Origin of the sequence: Geobacillus sp. FSL W8-1251, assembly GCF_038005945.1 — a bacterium.
Taxonomy (GTDB): Bacteria; Bacillota; Bacilli; order Bacillales; family Anoxybacillaceae; genus Geobacillus; species Geobacillus stearothermophilus.
Window position 1 is genome coordinate 2,740,287 of sequence record NZ_JBBOUF010000001.1, and the last position, 21,074, is coordinate 2,761,360.

Annotated in this window: 24 protein-coding genes, 2 pseudogenes and 1 riboswitch; of the genes and pseudogenes, 22 read left to right on the plus strand and 4 right to left on the minus strand. The window is 55.0% G+C overall.

The genetic code is table 11. The features are described 5' to 3' along the window. Positions 1-17 precede the first annotated feature (17 nt). From NSS88_RS14470 to lysA, 6 genes are all read left to right on the plus strand, one after another. On the plus strand, positions 18-446 hold the full coding sequence (locus NSS88_RS14470; RefSeq protein WP_011231787.1) for a SpoVA/SpoVAEb family sporulation membrane protein: 429 nt from the start codon (positions 18-20) through the stop codon (positions 444-446). Between the two features lie 18 nt (positions 447-464). Next, positions 465-1,493: a stage V sporulation protein AD gene (spoVAD, locus tag NSS88_RS14475; protein WP_055359113.1), complete on the plus strand. Its 1,029-nt coding sequence runs from the start codon at positions 465-467 to the stop codon at positions 1,491-1,493. A 39-nt stretch (positions 1,494-1,532) separates the two neighbouring features. Beyond that, positions 1,533-1,883, plus strand: a complete 351-nt coding sequence (locus NSS88_RS14480; protein ID WP_033017142.1) for a SpoVA/SpoVAEb family sporulation membrane protein — start codon at positions 1,533-1,535, stop codon at positions 1,881-1,883. Between the two features lie 5 nt (positions 1,884-1,888). Continuing rightward, positions 1,889-2,500, plus strand: coding sequence for a stage V sporulation protein AE (locus NSS88_RS14485; RefSeq protein WP_020278271.1), 612 nt, complete (start codon positions 1,889-1,891; stop codon positions 2,498-2,500). Continuing rightward, the gene (locus NSS88_RS14490) at positions 2,448-3,926 is read left to right on the plus strand and encodes a spore germination protein (RefSeq protein ID WP_055359114.1); all 1,479 of its coding nucleotides are present in this window, start codon (positions 2,448-2,450) and stop codon (positions 3,924-3,926) included. The genes NSS88_RS14485 and NSS88_RS14490 overlap by 53 nt, the downstream gene beginning before the upstream one ends. Positions 3,927-4,258: 332 nt before the next feature. Then, positions 4,259-5,578: a diaminopimelate decarboxylase gene (gene lysA, locus NSS88_RS14495; protein WP_033017140.1), complete on the plus strand. Its 1,320-nt coding sequence runs from the start codon at positions 4,259-4,261 to the stop codon at positions 5,576-5,578. 69 nt (positions 5,579-5,647) lie between these two features. Here the strand turns inward: lysA and NSS88_RS14500 are convergent, their stop codons facing one another. Continuing rightward, on the minus strand, positions 5,648-6,526 hold the full coding sequence (locus NSS88_RS14500; protein WP_049624997.1) for a DUF1002 domain-containing protein: 879 nt from the start codon (positions 6,524-6,526) through the stop codon (positions 5,648-5,650). Between the two features lie 211 nt (positions 6,527-6,737). Next, positions 6,738-7,055 (minus strand): hypothetical protein, encoded by a 318-nt coding sequence (locus tag NSS88_RS14505; protein WP_049624996.1) that lies wholly within the window; start codon positions 7,053-7,055, stop codon positions 6,738-6,740. A 197-nt stretch (positions 7,056-7,252) separates the two neighbouring features. Here NSS88_RS14505 and NSS88_RS14510 point away from each other — a divergent pair, with 197 nt between their 5' ends. The 7 genes from NSS88_RS14510 to NSS88_RS14540 all read left to right on the plus strand — a co-directional run bounded on the left by NSS88_RS14510 (position 7,253) and on the right by NSS88_RS14540 (position 12,100). Beyond that, positions 7,253-7,693, plus strand: a complete 441-nt coding sequence (locus tag NSS88_RS14510; RefSeq protein WP_033017138.1) for a peptidylprolyl isomerase — start codon at positions 7,253-7,255, stop codon at positions 7,691-7,693. Then, positions 7,680-7,808, plus strand: coding sequence for a hypothetical protein (locus NSS88_RS14515; RefSeq protein ID WP_255350139.1), 129 nt, complete (start codon positions 7,680-7,682; stop codon positions 7,806-7,808). The genes NSS88_RS14510 and NSS88_RS14515 overlap by 14 nt, the downstream gene beginning before the upstream one ends. Before the next feature lie 47 nt (positions 7,809-7,855). Continuing rightward, positions 7,856-7,989: riboswitch (FMN riboswitch) on the plus strand. A 204-nt stretch (positions 7,990-8,193) separates the two neighbouring features. Then, positions 8,194-9,291, plus strand: coding sequence for a bifunctional diaminohydroxyphosphoribosylaminopyrimidine deaminase/5-amino-6-(5-phosphoribosylamino)uracil reductase RibD (gene ribD, locus NSS88_RS14520; RefSeq protein WP_080985682.1), 1,098 nt, complete (start codon positions 8,194-8,196; stop codon positions 9,289-9,291). Positions 9,292-9,293: 2 nt separating this feature from the next. Next, complete coding sequence (ribE, locus tag NSS88_RS14525; protein ID WP_033017136.1) at positions 9,294-9,938, plus strand: riboflavin synthase; 645 nt, start codon at positions 9,294-9,296, stop codon at positions 9,936-9,938. 22 nt (positions 9,939-9,960) lie between these two features. Continuing rightward, positions 9,961-11,154, plus strand: coding sequence for a bifunctional 3,4-dihydroxy-2-butanone-4-phosphate synthase/GTP cyclohydrolase II (locus tag NSS88_RS14530; RefSeq protein ID WP_033017135.1), 1,194 nt, complete (start codon positions 9,961-9,963; stop codon positions 11,152-11,154). Between the two features lie 19 nt (positions 11,155-11,173). Next, positions 11,174-11,638 carry a 6,7-dimethyl-8-ribityllumazine synthase gene (gene ribH, locus NSS88_RS14535; protein WP_049624247.1) on the plus strand — a complete coding sequence of 155 codons (465 nt, stop codon included), beginning with the start codon at positions 11,174-11,176 and terminating at the stop codon, positions 11,636-11,638. A 111-nt stretch (positions 11,639-11,749) separates the two neighbouring features. Further along, complete coding sequence (locus NSS88_RS14540) at positions 11,750-12,100, plus strand: GNAT family N-acetyltransferase (RefSeq protein ID WP_033008266.1); 351 nt, start codon at positions 11,750-11,752, stop codon at positions 12,098-12,100. A gap of 51 nt (positions 12,101-12,151) precedes the next feature. Here the strand turns inward: NSS88_RS14540 and NSS88_RS14545 are convergent, their stop codons facing one another. Then, on the minus strand, positions 12,152-12,664 hold the full coding sequence (locus NSS88_RS14545) for a DUF309 domain-containing protein (protein WP_049624248.1): 513 nt from the start codon (positions 12,662-12,664) through the stop codon (positions 12,152-12,154). Positions 12,665-12,907: 243 nt separating this feature from the next. On the opposite strand from NSS88_RS14545, the gene NSS88_RS14550 reads away from it, so the two are divergent. From NSS88_RS14550 to NSS88_RS16775, 3 genes and pseudogenes are all read left to right on the plus strand, one after another. Next, on the plus strand, positions 12,908-13,669 hold the full coding sequence (locus tag NSS88_RS14550; RefSeq protein WP_033017133.1) for a segregation/condensation protein A: 762 nt from the start codon (positions 12,908-12,910) through the stop codon (positions 13,667-13,669). A gap of 311 nt (positions 13,670-13,980) precedes the next feature. Next, positions 13,981-14,610 carry an SMC-Scp complex subunit ScpB gene (gene scpB / locus NSS88_RS14555; protein ID WP_047818634.1) on the plus strand — a complete coding sequence of 210 codons (630 nt, stop codon included), beginning with the start codon at positions 13,981-13,983 and terminating at the stop codon, positions 14,608-14,610. A gap of 46 nt (positions 14,611-14,656) precedes the next feature. Continuing rightward, positions 14,657-15,060 (plus strand): annotated as a pseudogene (locus tag NSS88_RS16775) (hypothetical protein). Positions 15,061-15,159: 99 nt separating this feature from the next. On the opposite strand, the pseudogene NSS88_RS14560 reads toward NSS88_RS16775, so the two are convergent. Next, positions 15,160-15,288 (minus strand): annotated as a pseudogene (locus NSS88_RS14560) (DUF2935 domain-containing protein); the annotation flags it as partial. A 163-nt stretch (positions 15,289-15,451) separates the two neighbouring features. Here NSS88_RS14560 and NSS88_RS14565 point away from each other — a divergent pair. The 6 genes from NSS88_RS14565 (at position 15,452) to resA (ending at position 21,070) form a co-directional block, all read left to right on the plus strand. Beyond that, positions 15,452-16,708, plus strand: a complete 1,257-nt coding sequence (locus NSS88_RS14565) for a superoxide dismutase (protein WP_341085164.1) — start codon at positions 15,452-15,454, stop codon at positions 16,706-16,708. 560 nt (positions 16,709-17,268) lie between these two features. Continuing rightward, positions 17,269-18,417 (plus strand): D-alanyl-D-alanine carboxypeptidase family protein, encoded by a 1,149-nt coding sequence (locus NSS88_RS14570; RefSeq protein WP_081106602.1) that lies wholly within the window; start codon positions 17,269-17,271, stop codon positions 18,415-18,417. After that, positions 18,410-19,006 carry a nucleoside recognition domain-containing protein gene (locus tag NSS88_RS14575; protein WP_055359120.1) on the plus strand — a complete coding sequence of 199 codons (597 nt, stop codon included), beginning with the start codon at positions 18,410-18,412 and terminating at the stop codon, positions 19,004-19,006. Before NSS88_RS14570 ends, NSS88_RS14575 begins: the two co-directional genes overlap by 8 nt. Then, positions 19,006-19,539: a spore maturation protein gene (locus tag NSS88_RS14580; RefSeq protein WP_011231766.1), complete on the plus strand. Its 534-nt coding sequence runs from the start codon at positions 19,006-19,008 to the stop codon at positions 19,537-19,539. The genes NSS88_RS14575 and NSS88_RS14580 overlap by 1 nt, the downstream gene beginning before the upstream one ends. 132 nt (positions 19,540-19,671) lie before the next feature. Then, positions 19,672-20,403, plus strand: a complete 732-nt coding sequence (locus NSS88_RS14585; protein WP_011231765.1) for a pseudouridine synthase — start codon at positions 19,672-19,674, stop codon at positions 20,401-20,403. Between the two features lie 142 nt (positions 20,404-20,545). After that, positions 20,546-21,070 (plus strand): thiol-disulfide oxidoreductase ResA, encoded by a 525-nt coding sequence (gene resA, locus NSS88_RS14590; RefSeq protein ID WP_055359121.1) that lies wholly within the window; start codon positions 20,546-20,548, stop codon positions 21,068-21,070. Positions 21,071-21,074 lie beyond the last annotated feature (4 nt).

The following is a 21,074-nucleotide window of genomic DNA, read 5'->3' on the forward strand; positions in this document are numbered from 1 at the left end:
CAAAGGAGGAAGGAAACGTGGGATTAAAGTCCGATTATGTCCGTGAGGTGAAGGCGTTTCAGCCTTCTCCCCCATACGCCGCCAATGCGGTAAAAGCGTTTCTTGTCGGCGGGGCGCTTTGTGCGTTGGCGCAATGGCTCGTTGATTGGTATGGCGGCACGTTTGCCGCTTCGCCGCTCGAGGCTCATCTGTGGGCGTCTATGGTGATGGCCGGATTGGCGATTGTGCTGACGGCCGTCGGGAAATATGATGATTTCAGCCAATTTGCCGGTGCGGGGGCGACGATGCTCATTACAGGGCTGGCCAATGCCATCGCGAGCGCTGCCATCGAACATCGCAGCGAAGGATGGACGGCCGGGGTGGCCGGGCAGATGTTGAAAGCCGGTGGGGCAGCGGTCATTTATGGTCTGATTGCCGCCTATGTGCTTGGCCTTGTTTGGCCGTGACGAAAAGAGGGATTGGCCATGAAACGTGTCGGAAAGCAGACATGGGTGTTTGACGATGGTGTTTACATCCAAGCGGCCGCTGCCGCAGTCGGGCCGCTTGAAGCCGACGGGCCGCTCGGAAGTTATTTTGATGTTTGTCATCGCGACTTATATTGCGGCGAAGCGACGTGGGAGCTGGCCGAGCGGAGGCTGATGCGGGAGGCGGTGGATTGCTGCTTGCAAAAGGCGGGCGTCTCTGCCGAAGAAGTCGATCTATTTTTGGCCGGTGATTTGTTAAACCAAAATGCGACATCGAACTATGTCGCCCGCGAGCTGCCGATTCCGTTTTTATGCTTGTTCGGCGCCTGTTCGACCTCGATGCAAACGTTGGCGGCAGCCGCTGCGTTTGTCGCTGGTGGATTGGCTGATCGGGCGCTTGCGGCGACAAGCAGTCATAACGCGACGGCCGAACGGCAGTTTCGCTACCCGACTGAACTGGGGGTGCAAAAGCCGAAAACGGCGACGTTCACCGTCACGGGCGCCGGTGCCGCGCTCGTTGGCCGCGCGCCGGGACGTTGGCGCGTCCGGGCGGCGACGATCGGCAAAGTCGTTGACGCCGGGCTGAAAAACCCACTCGACATGGGGGCGGCGATGGCCCCGGCGGCGGCCGATACGATCGAGCAGCATTTCCGTGACTTAGGCGTCTCGCCGGGCGATTACGATTTGATTGTCACCGGCGACTTGTCGCGCGTCGGCAGCGTCATCGTCCGCGAGTTGCTTGCTGAATCAGGCTACGATGTGACCGACGTTTACAACGATTGCGGGATGATGATTTACCGGCCAGATCAAAAGGTGTTCGCCGGCGGCAGCGGCTGCGCCTGCTCGGCGGTCGTCACGTACGGGTATTTGCTTCAAGAGCTCGCCCGCGGAACGTTTCGACGCCTGTTTGTCGTCGCTACCGGGGCGCTCTTGAGTCAAACGATGGTGCAGCAAAAACAGTCGATCCCAGCGATCGCTCACGGCGTCGTCATCGAAGCGGCTCGACAGGAGTCGGATTTGCCGCCGTAGGACGTCTTTTATTTGGGAACGATCAGGAGGGAATGTGATATGGAATACGTCCGTGCCTTTCTCGCCGGCGGGCTGCTGTGCGCCATCGTTCAGCTCATCATCGACCGCGGCAAATGGACGCCGGCTGGCGTCGCCGGTTCGCTTGTCGTCTTTGGCGTACTCCTTGGCTTTGGCGGCGTCTATGATCCATTCGTCGCTTGGGCTGGCGCCGGGGCGACGATGCCGCTATGCGGATTTGGGTATTGGTTGGCGAAAGGGGCCATGGTAGAACCGCGGCCGGAGGGATTTGTCGAAACCGGAGCAGCGGTGTTCCGATTTGCCGGCGCCTTGTTCGCTTTTATCGTGGCTGGCTCTTTTGCCGCGGCGCTCACTTGCAAACCGAAAGGGTAGAGATGATGGAAAAACGACGAGTCATTTTAGTAACGGATGGGGACGAGTTCGCCTGCCGGGCGATTGAGCGGGTTGCAGCCGAAATCGGCGGCCGTTGCATTTCTCGCTCGCAAGGCAATCCGACGAAACTGAGCGGTGAACAGTTGGTCGAACTCATTTTGCAAACGCCGCACGATCCAGTGTTTGTCATGTTTGACGATTGCGGCGCCCTCGGGGAGGGGGCCGGAGAGCAGGCGCTTCGCTATGTGGCGACGCATGAGCAAATCCAAGTGCTCGGGGCGCTGGCGGTTGCCTCCAATACGCACCAGCATGAATGGACAAAAGTGCATGTGAGCATCGACCGTGACGGCGTGATGACCGAATATGGGGTCGATAAAGAAGGCGTCCGGGACCTCGAGATCGGGCGGATCAATGGCGATACCGTCTACTGCCTTGACCGGCTGAACATTCCGCTCATCGTCGGCATCGGCGACATCGGCAAAATGGGATATCGAGACCATGCGAAATACGGAGCGCCGATTACGCGCAAGGCGGTCGAGTTGATTCTCGAAAGGAGTGGTGGACATGCCGGAAAAAGAAAAGAAACCGAAAGCGCCGATCGCGAAGCGGCTCGTTGACAACGCGAAGTTTTTGCAACAGCGGATCGGCGTCGGGACAAGCTTTGATTTAGGCGTGCGGAAAATCTATATCCTAAACCGGGAAGTACATATTTACTACTGCAACGGTTTATGCGATACGCAATACATTATCGAATTGTTAAAACAAATTGTGCACGTCAACGATGATGAACGCCAGGCGTCCCAAGCGTGGCAGATCATCGAAAATCGACTCGTTCATCAGCAAGTCAGTCCGGTGACGAGCCTCGACGAAGCGGTTGACAAGCTGCTGTCGGGCTTGATCATCGTCTTAATTGAAGGCGAATCGACCGGATTTGCTGTCGACGTCCGCAGCTATCCGGGTCGGCAGCCGCAAGAGCCGGATACGGAAAAAGTTGTGCGCGGTGCCCGCGACGGCTATGTCGAGAACATCATTGTCAACACGGCGCTCACCCGCCGCCGCATCCGCGACGAGCGGCTGCGCTTTGAAATTTTGCAAGTCGGCGAGCGGTCAAAAACGGACGTATGCATCGCCTATATTAAAGACGTCGCTGACCCGGGGCTTGTTGAACTCGTCAAGAAAGAGTTGCAGCAAATCAACGTCGATGGACTGACGATGGGCGACAAAACAGTTGAAGAGTTTTTAGTCAAGCAAGGATACAACCCGTACCCGCTCGTCCGTTACACCGAGAGGCCAGATGTAGCAGCGACGCACCTGCTTGAAGGGCACGTGCTCATTATGGTTGATACATCGCCAAGCGTCATCATCACGCCGACAACATTTTTTCACCACGTCCAGCATGCCGAGGAATACCGGCAGTCGCCAGGGGTCGGGACGTTTGTGCGCTGGGTGCGGTTTTTAGGCATTTTAACGTCGTTGTTTTTGCTGCCGCTTTGGGTGCTGTTTGTCCTTGAGCCTGAACTGCTGCCGAAAGAGTGGGGGTTCATCGGTCCGAACAAGCAAACGAATATTCCGATCATCGTGCAAATTTTGATCGCTGATTTTGGAATTGAGCTTTTGCGGATGGCAGCCATTCATACGCCGACGCCGCTCTCTACGGCGATGGGCTTGATCGCCGCTGTCTTGATCGGGCAAATCGCGATTGACGTTGGGCTGTTTGTGTCGGAAGTCATCTTGTATGTTTCCGTCGCGGCGATCGGTTCATTTGCAACGCCGAGCTATGAGCTGAGCGTGGCCAATAAAATTTCCCGCCTGGCGCTCGTCGTGCTCGTCTTCTTGTTTAAGGTGCCCGGATTCGTCATCGGCGCGACGGTTTATTTGCTTTGGCTCGTTAGCATCCGTTCCCTCAACACGCCGTACTTATGGCCGTTCATTCCGTTTGACCCGGCGGCATTTATGCAAATTGTCGTCCGCCGCTCGGCGGCCGGGGCGAAAGTGCGTCCGAGCATCGTTCATCCGCAGGACGTGCGAAAGCAACCGACATGACGCAGGTCGTCATCGCACAAGCGGCCGTTTCCATTGGCATATATGGACGGCCGCTTTCTCCCTTTTGGCGCTATTGAAACTTTTTTATAATTATGATACGTTATACTTGACGTTTCGCACCTTTGCAAGCGCCATTGGCAAGTCGTCCGTCCGCCTAAGGAGGGCGGGCGCTCGATGCAGAGGGCGCACGCGGCTGTATGACAGCCTGCCATGCGGCGGGGCTGATTGCTCTGCGGCTTTGTTTTTTTCAAGGCAGGCGCCGGTTGCGAAACTGTCTTTTTTGCTTTTGGTATGCATGTTTGCGCCACTTTGATGAGGAATGAGGGATTTCAATGTTTTTTCATGGGACGAGCCGCGTCAATGAAAAAGGGCACTTGGAAATTGGCGGCGTCGATACGGTCGAGTTGGCGAAAACGTATGGAACGCCGCTTTATATTTATGACGTTGCTTTGATCCGCGCGCGGGCGCGCGCGTTTAAGGGAGCGTTCCGCCGCCATGGCGTGCAGGCGCAAGTCGCCTACGCCAGCAAGGCGTTTTCTTCAGTTGCCATGGTGCAGCTGGCCGCTGAGGAACAATTGTCGCTCGATGTCGTCTCAGGCGGAGAGCTGTATACGGCTTTGGCCGGCGGGTTCCCGCCGGAGCGCATCCATTTCCATGGCAACAACAAAAGTTGGGATGAACTGGCGATGGCGCTTGAACACGGGGTCGGCTGCATCGTGGCCGACAACTTTTACGAGCTCGAGCTGATTGAACAATTGGTGGGGCCATCCGGTCGAGCGGTTCCGGTTTTGCTTCGCGTGACGCCAGGGGTTGAGGCGCATACGCACGATTACATTTTAACCGGACAGGAAGACTCGAAGTTCGGCTTTGATTTGAATAACGGTCAAGCGGATGAAGCGTTCCGGCGCGTCATGGCGTCGGCTGCGTTTCAACTGCTCGGCGTCCATTGCCATATCGGATCGCAAATTTTTGAAACGACCGGCTTTGTGCTCGCCGCACGAAAAGTGTTTGCGAAGCTGGCCGAATGGCACAAAACGTGTGGGTTCGTTCCTGCGGTCGTCAACCTTGGCGGCGGCTTTGGCATCCGCTATACGGATGAAGACGACCCGATTCCGGTGTCAGCGTATGTCGACTGTATCGTGGATGAGGTGAAAACACAGGCGGAAGTGCATCAACTTCCGATGCCGGAAATTTGGATTGAGCCCGGCCGCTCGCTCGTGGGGGATGCCGGAACGACGATTTATACGATCGGCTCGCGAAAAGAGGTGCCGAACGTCCGCACCTATATCGCCGTTGACGGCGGCATGAGCGACAACATCCGCCCGGCGCTGTATGGAGCGAAATACGAAGCGGTGCTGGCCAACCGGGTGTTGGGCGATCGGATGGAAGTTGTGTCCATTGCAGGGAAGTGTTGTGAATCAGGCGACATGCTCATTTGGGACATCGCACTTCCGGAAGCGAAACCGGGCGATTATTTAGCCGTCTTTTGCACCGGTGCTTATGGCTATTCGATGGCGAACAACTACAACCGTCTGCCGCGTCCGGCGGTCGTATTCGTCGAAAACGGCGACGCCCAGCTCGTCGTCAAACGGGAAACGTATGAAGACTTGATCCAATATGACTTGCCGTTGAAGGCGAAAGTCAACCAATGAAGGCGGCCCTGGAAAAGAACGGCCGCCGCCAAGAAGAGAAGGCGCCCTAATGCAGCAGGGCGCCTTCTCTCATTGTTGGTTGGCGGAAAAGGCCGATTTGATGGCATTCCAAATTTCTTTGAGGATGTCGATCAAATTTTGGATGAATGTTTTCCCTTCTTCTGACTGCAAAAACGCAGACAGCTGCTCTTTCGCCTTGCTCAGCTGGTCGTTCACTTGGTCCCAATTGATGTCGGCGTTTTGCATTTTGTGAAAAAGGGAGACGAGAGCGTTGATTTCATCGGCGCTTAATGTGATGCCAAGATCATTGGCGATTTTTTCAATCAAGGCGCGCAAGTCAGCGTCCGTTTGCGGCGGGTTGTTGGCGATTTCCTCTTTGATTTTCGCCAGCAAGGCGACCGCTTTGTCCGCGCCGATCGAATCAGCGAGCTTGGCCGTTTGCACCATTTCCTCGTTGGCTACCTTTTTTACGTCATCTGGAATCACCTTGTCGGACGAAATTTCGTACGCCTTCATCAGCCCCGTCAGCGCTGCGGTGCCGGAAACCGGAAACGGAGCCGTGATATAAATATCGGCATCTTTCACCCCAGCGGTGATCAAGGCGTTTGTATACATCTCTTTCGTCACCCATGTGATGTTGTGCGTCTCAACGTGAAGCCCTGAGCCCGGTTCACCGATGGTGATCATGGACGATGAGATGGCGCGCGTGCCGATTTGTGCCTTCGGGATGAGTCCATCCAAATATTTATGCTCCTCGGCGTTCGAGACCGTGATTGTCTGCGCTCCGTCCGGCGCTTTCATTTCTTCCAGCACTTTTTGTTTTTGTTCAGCGGTCAAATTTTCACCAAGCGTGACGATGACATCACCCGGCGCGGCATCGGCGGCTGCGATGGCCGGAAACGCCAGCAGCATCGCCCAAAGCAGCGATGAAGCAATCGTTCGTTTCACATTGCTCGCCTCCTATCTACCAACCATGCACTACCATTATAACGTACGCTGGCGTGAATTTCTATTCGGAACGGCGCTTTGCCTTCGCCGCCAAGCGGCGCACGAACAACAAATGACAAAGCAAAATCAGAAACAGAAGCGGATATAAGGCGGCTGAATAGGAAAGCTTTCAGCCGTGGTAGTAAAAAATTTCTGTCCTCAGCGCCCCATTTCATACAAAAAGGAAAAGAGCGACCATCCGCCGATATAGGCGGCCTGCACCCAAATCGGATGATGTATCGGGTATCCGTTTAAAAACAAGGAGGTTGACGGTGACGTAAATGAAAACAATAAATACATAGGCCAGTCCGTCGACTCCAACATCAAAATACCCGTATAAATGGTACTTGACATCGAGAAACAAATCCGTTGAAAGGCCGAAGAAAACCGCAAACAGCGAAGTTGTATACATTTCAAGGCCTGAAAGCCGTTTTGGCATGAGGAGAAACGAAACAGAAAAGACGATTACCGTCACCGCCATCAACAACACCGTCGGACGCCCCCTTGCCAGTTTTGCTACGTCTATCATTCATCACTAGTGTACCCATTCCGATTCCATATAAATAATTATAATAAATATATTATATTAAAAAAACAATGAGCAGTTCGACGAGGCGGCATTTTGGCTTTCTTTCCCTTCATGATATGATAAAAGCGGTTGAAGCGTAAAAAAGGAGCTGAAGTACCATGGCGAAAAAAGGATATATTTTGATGGAAAACGGTGGGAAAATCGAATTTGAACTATTCCCGAACGAAGCGCCGGTGACGGTGGCCAATTTTGAGAAGCTCGCAAACGAAGGCTTTTATAACGGGTTGACGTTCCACCGCGTCATCCCTGGATTTGTCAGCCAAGGAGGATGTCCACGCGGCAATGGAACGGGCGATGCCGGCTATACGATCCCGTGCGAGACGGACAACAATCCACACCGACATGTCATCGGCGCGATGTCCATGGCGCACCGCGGCCGCGACACCGGCAGCTGCCAGTTCTTTATCGTCCACGAGCCGCAGCCGCACTTGGATGGGGTGCACACCGTCTTTGGCCAAGTGACATCGGGCATGGACGTCGTGAAGACGATGAAAAACGGCGACGTGATGAAAGAAGTGAAAGTATTTGACGAACCGTAAGCAACGGACGGAAGACGAGGAGCGGACAAGCCGGAACAATTGGCTTTTGTTTTTCATTTTGCTGGGGATGAGCCTATTGTGGGGAGCGGCGTACTGGTTTTGGGTCGTACAATGATGATTTCCGGCCGCTCTTGTGGTATAATAAACCTAACAATATAGTGAAGCCTCCTTCGGGGCAGGGTGAAATTCCCGACCGGCGGTGATGAGGCGCTATGCCTCTCAGCCCGCGAGCCGTATCGGCACGATCCGGTGTGATTCCGGAGCCGACAGTATAGTCTGGATGGGAGAAGGATGGCGATGTGCGCACGGTTGTTTTCGGCCGGCCTGGACGGCCGGCGCCGGTTTGGTGTAGCGGCGGCCGCTTTGTGTCGGTCGGTATGACATAGTTAACGAACAAGTGTTCTTGTTTGTTTGGCTGCACATCATGGTTCATTCTCTCATCAACGAACCCCCGGGGAAGTTCCGGGGGTTTATTTTTTTAGAAAAAAGGGGGGAGTGTGGTGTATCGCGATGAACATTATATGCGGCTTGCGCTCGATGTCGCGAAAGCCGGAATCGGGCAAACATCCCCCAATCCTGTCGTCGGTGCTGTTGTGGTCAATGGCGGAGCGGTCGTCGGGCTTGGCGCCCATTTAAAAGCGGGAGAGCCGCATGCGGAAGTGCATGCGATCCGCATGGCCGGCGAGAAGGCGCGCGGGGCAACGGTGTACGTGACGCTTGAGCCGTGCAGCCATTACGGCAAAACGCCTCCATGCGTGGATTTGCTCATTCAAGCCGGCGTCCGCCGCGTCGTCATCGCGACAACCGACCCGAATCCGCTCGTCGCCGGGAAAGGGATCGACAAGCTGCGACGGGCGGGCATTGAGGTCGATGTCGGGCTGCTGAAAGAAGAGGCGGATGAGCTCAACCGGGTGTTTTTTCACTATATCGCGGCAAAAACGCCGTTTGTGACGTTAAAATACGCGTGCAGCCTCGATGGGAAAATTGCGACGGCGACCGGGGAAAGCAAATGGATTACGTCCGAGGCGGCGCGCCAAGATGTGCACCGCCTTCGCGCCCAGCATGACGCCATTTTGGTCGGCGTCAACACCGTGTTGGCGGACAATCCGAAGTTGACGGTCCGCATCGGGGAGCAACGGAAAAATCCGCTCCGCATCATTTTGGATACAAACTTGCATACGCCGCTTGACGCCCATGTCGTCACCGACCGGGAGGCGGAAACGTGGATCATCACCGGGAGCGGCATCAGCTGGGAAAAGGCCGAGGCATACGAGCGCCTCGGGGTGCGCATCATCCCGATGGCGGCTGCGCACATTCATGTGCGCGACGTGCTCCGGCTGCTCGGTGAGCAGCGCATTACGTCGCTGTTTGTGGAAGGCGGCTCGCGCGTTCATGACAGTTTCCTCCGGGCAGGGGCGGTCAATGAAGTGGTCGCCTACATCGCCCCGAAGCTGATCGGCGGCCGCGAAGCGCCGACGCCGGTCGGCGGCCTCGGCTTCTCGCGCCTTGAAGAGGCGATGGAGCTTGACATCCGGCAGTTGGAGATGGTCGGCCCGGATATAAAAGTCGTTGCTGCGGTGAAAAAGAGGGGGGAGTAAGGATGTTTACCGGTATTATTGAAGAGGTCGGCACGGTTGAACAAATGAGGCAAACGGGCGACGCCATCGTGATGGCGATTGGCGCCCGCCGGGTGCTCGAAGACGTTCGCCTCGGCGACAGCATCGCCGTCAACGGCGTCTGCCTGACCGTCACGTCGTTTACTGACCGGCGGTTTACCGTCGATGTCATGCCGGAGACCGTCAAGGCGACGGCGCTCAAAACATTGAAGCCGGGATCGAAAGTGAACTTAGAGCGGGCGATGGCGGCTGGCGGGCGGTTTGGCGGCCATTTCGTCACCGGTCATGTGGACGGCGTCGGGCGCATCGTCCGCCGATGGCCGAAGGCGAACGCCGTCTACTATGAAATTGAAGCGCCTCCCCCGCTTCGCCCGTACATGATTTATAAAGGATCGGTCGCCGTCGATGGGACGAGCTTGACGATTTTCGGTCTGAGCGAGCGCACGTTCACCATTTCGCTCATTCCGCATACGCGTGAAGCGACGATTTTAGGCGAAAAGCAGCCGGGCGACCTCGTCAATATCGAGTGCGATATGATCGGCAAATACGTCGCTGCTTTTCTTGCCGCGAAAGAGGAGCTGCCTTCTGGAGTGACGAGCGAATTTTTGGAGCGGCATGGCTATAAATAAACGGGATAGGGGGCAACTTCAGATGTTTGACACGATTGAAGCGGCACTGGACGCGCTGAAAAACGGCGAAGTGATCATCGTCTGCGACGACGAAGACCGGGAAAATGAGGGCGATTTTGTCGCATTGGCTGAAAAAGCGACGCCGGATGTCGTTAATTTTATGATCACCCATGGCCGCGGGCTTGTGTGCGTGCCGATTACGGAAGAGTTGGCGGCGCGGCTCGGGCTTGAGCCGATGGTCGCGCATAACACCGACGCTCATGGGACGGCGTTTACCGTCAGCATCGACTACAAGACGACGACGACCGGAATCAGCGCCTACGAGCGGGCGGCGACCATTCGGGCGTTGCTCGATCCAAATGTGAAAGCGAGCGATTTTAAACGGCCTGGCCATATTTTTCCATTGATTGCCAAACAAGGCGGCGTCCTGCGGCGCGCCGGCCATACGGAAGCGGCGGTCGATTTGGCCCGCCTTTGCGGGGCGAAGCCGGCTGGCGTCATTTGCGAAATCATGAAAGAGGACGGAACGATGGCGCGCGTTCCGGATTTGCGGCAAATCGCCGACCAATTCGGATTGAAAATGATCACGATCAAAGATTTGATCGCCTATCGGAGCCAGCGGGAAAAACTAGTGAAGCGCGAGGTCGACATTTGGCTGCCGACTGAGTTCGGCGAGTTTCGCGCCGTCGGCTACACGAACGTGCTTGATGGCAAGGAGCATGTGGCGCTCGTCAAGGGAGACATTATTCCCGACGAACCGATTCTTGTGCGCGTCCACTCCGAGTGTTTAACCGGTGATGTGTTCGGTTCGTATCGGTGCGACTGCGGTCCGCAGCTGCATGCGGCGCTGCGGCAAATCGAAGCCGAGGGGCGTGGGGTGCTGCTTTACATGCGTCAAGAGGGGCGCGGCATCGGCCTGATGAACAAACTGCGCGCCTATAAGCTGCAAGAGCAAGGCTACGATACGGTCGAGGCGAACGAAAAGCTCGGCTTCCCGGCCGATTTGCGCGACTACGGCATTGGTGCGCAAATTTTAAAAGACCTTGGCGTCACGAAAATGCGTCTGCTCACGAACAATCCGCGCAAAATCGCCGGCTTGAAAGGGCACGGGCTTGAAGTTGTCGAACGGGTGCCGCTTCAAATGCCAGCGAAAAAAGAAAATGAAAAATACTTGCGCACGAAATATGAAAAACTAGGGCATATGCTTCATTTTTGAAAACAGGAGGAGAAAAAACATGCGGGTTCTTGAGGGAAATTTAGTCGGCACCGGGTTGAAAATCGGCATCGTCGTTTCTCGTTTTAATGAATTCATTACGGGCAAGCTTTTGTCAGGGGCGATCGACGGTTTGACGCGCCATGGCGTCAGCGACAATGACATCACGGTCGCCTGGGTGCCGGGCGCATTTGAAATTCCGCTCCTCGTGAAAAAAATGGCGGAATCGAAGCAGTTTGATGCCGTCATTGCGCTCGGCGCCGTCATCCGCGGGGCGACGAGCCATTTTGACTACGTGTGCAGCGAGGCGGCCAAAGGCGTCTCCCACGCCGCGCTCTCAAGCGGCGTCCCGGTCATTTTCGGCGTATTGACGACCGATACGATCGAGCAAGCCATTGAACGGGCCGGCACAAAGGCGGGCAATAAAGGCTGGGAAGCGGCCGTTTCGGCCATTGAGATGGCGAACGTTTTGCGGACATTTGTGTAAAAAGGCATGAAATGGTTCACAATATCAGTGAGAATGTTTATAATACGTATAGAGAAAATGACAACGTGTTTTCCTTTTCGGAAAAGCGTTTGTCGATAATGAGGGATTTTTATGTTGATCCGTTATCGAAAAAACTATGAGAAAATCGCCATGGGACTGTTGTCGTTTATGCCGACGGAAAAAGATTTGAAACGGCTCCAGCAGACGATCAAACAGTATGAAACGAACAGCGACTGGCAGCTGTTTTTATGGAAGGAAGGGGACGATATCGTCGGCATTATCGGCGTCCTGTTGTGCGCTCCTGATGTTGTGCAAATCCAGCACATCAGCGTCAATCCATCGCATCGCCACCAAGGGATCGGAAAACAGATGGTCAAGGCGTTGAAAGAGGCGTACCCCGACCGTCGGCTATGCGCGAACGAGTGGACCGCCTCGTTTTTCGATAAATGCCAAACGTGCTAGCCCAACGAGACAAATCGGCGCAACGCCGCGCTGTTGCGGGCGGCAGAGGGGTTATGTCCCTTCTGCTTTCGCCCGCTTTTTTTGTTCGCGGGCGGCGATGACGTCCGAACGGTCGCGCCGCCGGTGTTTGTCTACAAGGTCGATATCAGTGAGATCGCTCGCCTGCCCCCAAACAAGCTGCCGCTCGGCGCAGGCGGCTTGGCACTGTTCGTACAGGGAGCGGTCGCGAATCGGCAGCTCAATGCTTTCATACGGTTCGCCGCGGGCAATCCGCTCGGCGGCCTCTTCAAGCAGCACGGCCAACTCCTTCTCGTCAAGGCCGAGCCGGCGGATCATCCCGCGCGCCTCCTCAAGCAACGTCCGCGCCCGTTTGATAAGGCGGAGCGCGCCGGAACTGTTGCCGCGCCGGTAGTGGTAAAAGGCGACGGCAATTTGGATGAGAATGAGCCATTCCCGTTTCCGTCCGTCGCGCTTCCATTGTTCTTCTAAAATCTCATGACATTCGAAATAATCGCGGTTGCCATGGAAATGGACTAAATAGTCGATATATGCTTTTGGATACATGGGCCATCGTTCCTTTCGCCGAGGCGTGTTTCGCGGTAGGCGACCTTGTTGCCAGGCAAAGCCGTGCAACTGCCGGCGTTGCGGCAGGGCTCTCCTTGTATTATACGTTTTCATGGCGTTCGAGGCAAAAACCGTCTCATTTCCGTTCGCTTCGCCGCGGAATTATGATACAATAAGTATATTGCCAGCAAGGTTCTCCAATGTGCGCATCGGCGCGGGGAATGGCTGCGGAAAAATGGTGGGATGGATGTGCAAGTGCCGTATAACGTCAAAATTGAAGCGTTTGAAGGGCCGCTTGACTTGCTTTTGCATTTAATCAACCGCTATGAGATCGATATTTACAACATTCCGGTGGCGCAAATTACGGAACAGTATATGGCGTACATTCACGCCATGCAAGAGCTTGAGCTTGATATCGCCAGCGAATATTTGGTTATGGCGGCTACGCTGTTGGCGATGAAAAGCAAAATGCTGCTGCCGGTGTCCGACGAACACGCCGAAGACGACAGCTTGGAATTCGCCGAGGCGGACGATCCGCGCGAAGAGCTGATGCAGCGGCTTCTTGAGTACAAAAAGTTTAAGGAAGCTGCACGCGAGCTGAAGCGGCGCGAAGAAGAACGGGCGCTTCTGTTTACAAAACCCCCGAGTGACTTGAGCGCGTACGCCGATGAAAAAAAAGCGTCCGCGCCGCTTGATGTCAACGTCTACGATATGCTCGGCGCCCTGTCAAAACTGTTGCGCCGCAAAAAACTGCAAAAACCGATGCGGACGAAAATTGCCCGCCAAGATATTTCCGTTGAAAAGCGGATGGCGGAAATTTTGCATGAACTGCAGCAGGCGAAAGAACGGAAAAACTTTTATGAGTTATTTCCGTCCTGCGACCGTTCGTATATCGTTGTCACTTTTTTGGCTATTTTGGAATTAATGAAACAAAATAAAATCATCGTTGAGCAAGAGCGGAATTTCAGCGATTTGTTTCTCGCCGCCAATCATCTGGCCGGTTGAGGCGGTTCGCGATGGCGGACCGCTTTCCTTTTGCCTGCTGGGCCCATCGGCTGATGGTCGGTGCGAAGGCGAGACGGACAGCTGCTGATTCGGAAAAGGCTCATGAGCAAGTTTTGCTCTTCGCCCAGGCGTGAAAATGTCTGCTCAAGGCATGCGCATCTTCACGAAAAAGTCTCATGGGCAACGTTTTGCCCTTCACCCAGGGATGAAAATCACGCGTCAGTCCTGCATTTTCGCGGAAAATGCCGGGAAGCCGCAAGATGGCTGCAGTTGCGATCAAAACGGTGAAAAAGGAAAGGGGAGAAGGGAGAATGGACCAAAAGGAAATGAAAACAAACAGCGCTGCTGGTGCGCCGGCTCCATTCAAAGCGATCGTGGAAGCGCTGTTGTTTGCCGCTGGCGACGAGGGGCTGTCGCTTGCCCAAATTGCCGCTGTTTTGGATATTGGCGAGCCGGAGGCGAAAGCAGTGATGGCGGCGCTCCAGGAAGACTGCTGCCGCGAAGAACGCGGCATTCAGCTGGTCGAGCTGGGCGGCGTGTTTTTATTGGCGACGAAGAAAGAGTATGCTCCGTATTTGAAAAAGCTGGTCGAAGCGCCGGGAGCGTCGCCGCTGTCGCAGGCGGCGCTCGAGACGCTCGCCATTATCGCCTACCGCCAGCCGATTACGCGCGCTGAAATCGAGGAAATCCGCGGCGTGAAAAGCGACAAGCCGCTGCAGACACTCATGGCGCGGGCGCTCATTAAAGAAGTCGGCCGCGCCGAAGGGACTGGGCGGCCGATTTTATACGGGACGACGGCCGAATTTCTCGACTATTTCGGCCTGAAAACGATTGAAGAACTGCCGCCGCTGCCAGAATGGACGGACGATGGCGAGGTTGAGCGGGAAGCTGACTTGTTTTTCGGAAAATTGGCGGAAAATTTGAGCGACGGACAGCCGTAATATGGTAAACTAAAGAAAAAACGACTGACCGGGAAGGGGTGCGCTCATGAACATTTGCCGCCTGCACGGCGAAGAATTGCAAAAATCGCAGTCGAATACGTTTGAGGACTACTTCAACCGATCGGAAGTCACGTACCGCGACGGCGGCGAAGAGCGGACGCTGTCTGTGTTGTATTTGCGCCATTTTGAGGCGGCGCTGCTTGATTGGCTGCCGTATGAAAGCGATCCACTGTTTACGGCTAACGGGCGCGACATTCGTTTGCGCGACATCATTGCTTTTGTCTGTTTATGGAAAAATCCGGCGTATCGGAAGCGAAAGCGCGTCTACATTCATGATGAAGAGGAATTGCGCCGCTATTTTGCCGCTCTTGACACCGAGGCGCTCGAGGCGCTTGTCGGCGAATGGGCGAAACCGGCGCATGCCGCCTGCCAGAGCGCGCGCCGCAGTGAAACAAAAGCCGTGTGTTCCGTGCTTGGCGGGGCCGGCAAAACGGCTATACGGGCAAGAAAAAGCGGTTCCTTCGGGCGAACCGCTTTTTTTCTTATGGACTATTGTGTGCGCGGCTTGGTCGGATCGCAGGCCGGAGCTTTCACTTCGCCGGTCGTTTCCGCCAGCTTTTGCAAGTAGTAACATTCTTCGCGCGCCATATGGTCGGCCATCAGCGGCGACTGCATGCCTTGGACGTAATAGATGCTTTTCCCCTCCTTCTGTTTTTTCAGCTGAGTATGCCCTCGCTCCTCTATGTATGAGCAGCCAAAAATTTGGGTGAATGCGGACAAGAACGATTTCCGCAAGCAGGCATACGATATGGCGAAAAAAGCAGGAGGAGGTTTTTACCAAATGAACGATCAAGAGAAGTTCGCCCAGTATGCCGCTGAGGTGAACGAATGGGCAAGACAAGTTGAGAAAGCGTTGGCGTTGCGCGGAGCCAGCACGGATGGCGCTTCGTCGCTGTGCGGGTTCATTGCCGCGCATGACGGCGAGTGGACGGAAGAGGCCGTCCGCGAGCTTCAGCGCCTTGTTGATGACGTATACGCCGCCGCGCTTTGCCGCTATGCCGAAGAGTCGGCCGAATGGGGAAGGCAGGTGGAGCATGCCTTGTCCGTGCGTGGGGTAGCTGAGGATGTTGGCCTTTCTTCCTTGTTGGCGTATATTGACGAACGGAACGGTGCGTGGACAGAGGAAGCGGTTTCCGAACTCCAGCGTCTTGTTGACGACGTGTACAACCGGGCCGTCCGTCTTGCGGACTTTTCGGCCGCCGAAAAAGACGAAGAGGCGCTGTTTCTGGAAGAGGAAGCGCCGCTGGTTGAATCGGGCGGTGTTGGCGAAGACGGCGAGGAAGAACGGCTGGACGTCGGCGAAGAGGGGAAGCGGGAGGAAGAGTCGGAGCAGCCTTTTGATTCGGCAACAGCACAGGCAGAACCGGCTTCGTCGCTCCCTTCGGACCTTCATGACGAAGAGCGGCAACAGCCGATCCCGCCCGGCAGGCATGTGCTGCCGCCTTTGCCGTACAGCTATGATGCGCTTGAACCTCATATTTCCGAAGAAATTATGCGCCTTCACCATACGAAGCATCATCAAAGCTACGTCGATGGTCTGAACAAGGCGGTGCGCATGATGGCCGAAGCGCGCCGGACGAACAATTTTGAACTGCTGAAGCATTGGGAGCGGGAAGCGGCGTTCCACGGCTCCGGGCATTATTTGCATACAATCTTTTGGTACAATATGCATCCAGAGGGCGGCGGCGAGCCGCGCGGGGAGCTGCGGGCGCAAATCGAGCGCGATTTTGGCAGTTTTACCGCCTTTCGCCGTCATTTCACCGAAGCGGCGAAAAGCGCCGAAGGGGTCGGCTGGGCGCTGCTCGTTTGGGCGCCGCGAGCGCACCGTCTGGAAATTTTGCAGGCGGAAAAACACCAGCACATGGCGCAATGGGATGTGATTCCGCTTCTTGTGCTCGATGTGTGGGAGCACGCCTATTACTTGCAATATAAAAACGACCGAGCGGCATACATCGAACATTGGTGGAACGTCGTCAATTGGCGCGATGTCGAAGCGCGTTTTCATGAGGCGCGGAAGTTGCGCTGGCAGCCGTTTTAACATCTTTCCGAAAGAAGTCTGAGGGTGTCCCAAACACAACGGGACACCTTTTTTTATTACAAGAGGTAGGAACAAATCACTTCGGTGACACGATATATTGTATCTCTCTCAAAGAGGACGATCTTTTGGGACAGCCTCAGCTGAATGTTGGTAGGCTTTAGCCAATCCATACGATTGAATATGGTTAGAACGGACACCTTCGGAATGAAGGGAAGCGTAATTGTGTGTGGCTTACCATTCGGCGAACACGCACAAGTCGCTTGAAGTCCCCCGCCTCTAAGCGAAGCGTAGGCGGTGGGGAGTTCACCCGAGCGGGGAAGACCCCGCTTCTTTTTTTAGATGAAGGCCGTTTCGGGGGTAGTTCGCCGGAAGCGCCGCCCCGGTAGGTTTTGCCGCAATTTTTCATCATATTTGTCCCACCGGCGCATACACTTGTACAGAACATGGCCTTGGTATGTCGCGATCTTCCCTCTATTGCACTCATTTCAGGTTGAATGGAAAGGAGGAACAGGCGATTCCTCTCCGCTCCTTAAAGGAGGGGGATCCTCGCCGATATGAGATTGAATAAGAAGAAGCGGCTCATTGCGCTCATTCTTGCACTCGCTGCGGGGATTATGGCATTTGTTCCAGAGCGGATGCACGCTATGGATGGGGTGAGCGCAAAAAGCGCGATTTTGATAGAGCAGCATTCCGGGCGGGTTTTGTTTGCCAAGGATGCCTATACAAAACGGCGCATCGCCAGCATTACGAAAATTATGACCGCCATTTTGGCGATTGAATCGGGGAAGATGGACGACACGGTGACGGTCAGCGCCCGCGCTGTCCGGACCGAAGGGTCGTCAATTTACTTGCGCCAAGGGGAGAAAATCAAACTGCGCGATTTGGTATATGGGCTGATGCTTCGTTCCGGCAACGACGCGGCGGTGGCCATCGCTGAACATGTCGGCGGCAGCGTCGAGGGGTTTGTGTTTTTAATGAACAAAAAGGCGGCTGAAATCGGGATGCGCGACACAGAGTTTGCCAATCCGCACGGATTGGACGATGCGGAAAACCATTACTCAACGGCCTATGATATGGCGTTGCTCATGCAATACGCGATGAAAAACGAAGAGTTTCGCCGCATTTCCGGAACGAAAGTGTACCGCGCCCCCGCTCCGCCCGGCGAAGACGGCGCGCGTGTGTGGCGAAATAAAAACAAGTTGTTGACAAGTCTTTACGAATATTGCACCGGCGGCAAAACCGGCTATACGAAACGGGCCCATCGCACGCTCGTGACAACGGCGTCCAAAGGCGGCATCGATTTGATCGCCGTGACGTTGGATGCACCGGACGATTGGAATGACCATATCGCTATGTACGAATATGGATTTTCTCATTATCACATCGCCAAAGTGAGCAGCGAGCGGGTGGTCGACAAAATTTCTGATCCGTTTTACCGCGGGCGGCTGCAGGCGGTCCGCGATTTGCGATATCCGGTGACCGATAAAGAGGAGAGCGGGCTGCGGGTGAAAGTGTATTTGCTGAAGCCGCGCAAAGAATGGAAAAAATACCCAGAAAAGGCACCGACAGAGGTCGGAAAGGCGGTGCTTTATTTGCATCAAAAGGCGGTTGATTCGGTGCCGCTGCTGTATGAACCGGGAAAGGAAGAAAGCGGCCGAGGGTTTTTATGGCAAGTATTTCGCTTTTTAGGTGTGAGAAGCGATGGTTAACCTCATTTGGGTGATGATGGCGGTCATTGGCATCGTCTTTGCGGCGGCCAACGGCACGATGGACGAAGTGAACAAAGCGGTGTTTGAAAGCGCCAAAGAAGCGGTGACGATCAGCATCGGCATGGTCAGCATTTTAGTGTTTTGGCTCGGGCTGATGGCGATCGCTGAACGCGCCGGCTTGCTTGACAAAGCGGCGCGCCTGTTTATGCCGCTCGTACGCCGCTTGTTTCCAGAGGTGCCGCCCGGCCATCCCGCGCTCGGCTATATCGTCTCGAATATGGTCGCCAACATGTTCGGCCTTGGCAATGCGGCGACGCCGATGGGCATAAAGGCGATGGAGCAGCTAAAAAAGCTCAACGGCGGCCGCGACGAGGCTAGCCGGTCGATGGTGACGTTTTTGGCCATGAACACATCAGGCATTACGCTCATTCCGACGACCGTCATCTCGATTCGCATGACGTACGGTTCAGCGGCGCCGAGCGAGATCATTGGGACGACGATCGTCGCTTCGACGATTTCGACGATTGGGGCGGTATTGATTGACCGGTACTATTATTGGAAACGGATGCGGAAAGGCAGGAAGCCATAATGGCTATCGTCCAACTTCTTTCTGTTTGGCTGATCCCTGCGCTCATTGCTTTTATTTTGCTTTACGGTACAGCAAAGAAAGTGCCGACGTACGAAGCGTTTGTGGAAGGCGGCAAGGAAGGGATCGAGATCGCGTTTTCGCTCATCCCGTATTTGGTCGGCATGTTGGTGTCGGTCGCCATTTTCCGAGCCTCAGGGGCGCTTGATGCCATGATGGAAGTGATCAAACCGCTGGCTGATGCCATTGGACTGCCGGCCGAAGTCGTTCCGCTTGCGGCTCTCCGCACGCTTTCCGGCACGGCGGCGCTCGGCATGACGACCGATTTGATCGCTACTTACGGCCCGGATTCGTTCATCGGGCGCCTTGCTTCTACGATCCAAGGCAGTACGGAGACGACGCTTTACGTGCTCACCGTCTATTTTGGCGCCGTCGGCGTCAAAAAAATGGGCGATGCGTTAAAAGTCGGCATTTTGGCCGACATTCTCAGCTTTATTGTTTCTGTTTTCATCGTTTTGTTTGTATTCGGGCGCTAGCGGCGCCTTTTTTCGTTCCCGCCGTCCGGCGGGTTTTTTGTTTGCAAAGGGGACGGGAAAGGTGAAAAATAAAAGTGCCGCACTTGTATCTGTTAGACGGAAAGGGTAAGATGATGAAAGAGGTGAGAGAGAATGGAACGGTTGCAAAAAGTGATCGCCCGCGCCGGCATCGCGTCAAGGCGCAAGGCGGAAGAACTCATTTTGCAAGGGCGGGTGAAAGTGAACGGCCGAGTCGTCAAGGAGCTTGGCGTCAAGGTCGGGCCGCGCGATGATGTCGAAGTCGACGGCATCCCGATCGAGCGCGAAGAGCCGGTGTATTATTTGCTGTACAAGCCGCGCGGGGTGATTTCCAGCGTCAAAGATGACAGAGGCCGCAAAGTGGTGACCGATTTTTTCAAAGATCTGGACAAACGCATTTATCCGATCGGGCGGCTTGACTACGATACGTCTGGACTGCTTTTGTTGACGAATGACGGCGACTTTGCCAACCTGCTTATGCACCCGCGGTATGAAATTGAAAAAGTGTACATTGCCAAAGTGAAAGGCATTCCAACGCACGAGCAGCTGAAACGGCTCGAACAAGGAGTGCAGTTGGAAGATGGCATGACGGCGCCAGCCAAAGTGAAGCTGCTCTCCGCCGACCGGAAGAAGGGGACAGCCATTGTGGAAATCCGTATCCACGAAGGACGAAACCGGCAAGTGCGCCGCATGTTTGAGGCGATCGGCTGCGAGGTGCTGAAGCTGAAGCGGGAGCGGTACGCGTTTCTCGATTTGAAAGGGCTGCGCCCCGGCGAATACCGCGAGCTGACACCGCATGAGGTGAAGTTGCTGCGCGTCCTTGCCCAATCCGGGGGAAGAAAATGACGAAGATTGTCACATAACGTTCAATCCTTGCGCATAAACGAGCGAGGGACTTTGCTATAATGGAAAATGGTAGATTGTGAACCGCTTGCCTCCCCCTCTAGCGTTGGCTGTGGGGGAGGAGAAGCGTAAAGGGGTTTGAACGATGAAAAAGCAACAGCGCTTAGTGATGAGGACAGCGATTTTGCTCGTGTTGCTCGCGGCGATCGGCTATACGATTTACGCCAACTTTTTTACTGAGAAACAGGCAGTCGCCGTTGGAACGACGGCGCCTGACTTTGTGCTGACCGACTTGAAAGGCCGGGAGCACCGCCTCTCAGACTATCGCGGCAAAGGTGTCTTTTTGAATTTTTGGGGGACGTGGTGCAAACCGTGTGAGCGGGAAATGCCGTATATGAACGAACTGTACCCGCTCTATCAAAAGCAAGGTGTCGAAATTTTGGCGGTCAATGTCGGCGAACCGAAGCTGAGCGTCGAGAAATTTGCGGAGCGGTTTGGTCTGACCTTTCCGATTGTGATCGACCGTCAAGATCAAGTGTTGAACGCCTATAATGTCGGCCCGCTGCCAACCACGTTTTTGATTGACAAAAACGGCGAAGTGAAGAAAATCATCACCGGCACGATGACAAAAGCAGACATTCAGCGCCATTTGGAAAGCATTAAACCGTAAGGAG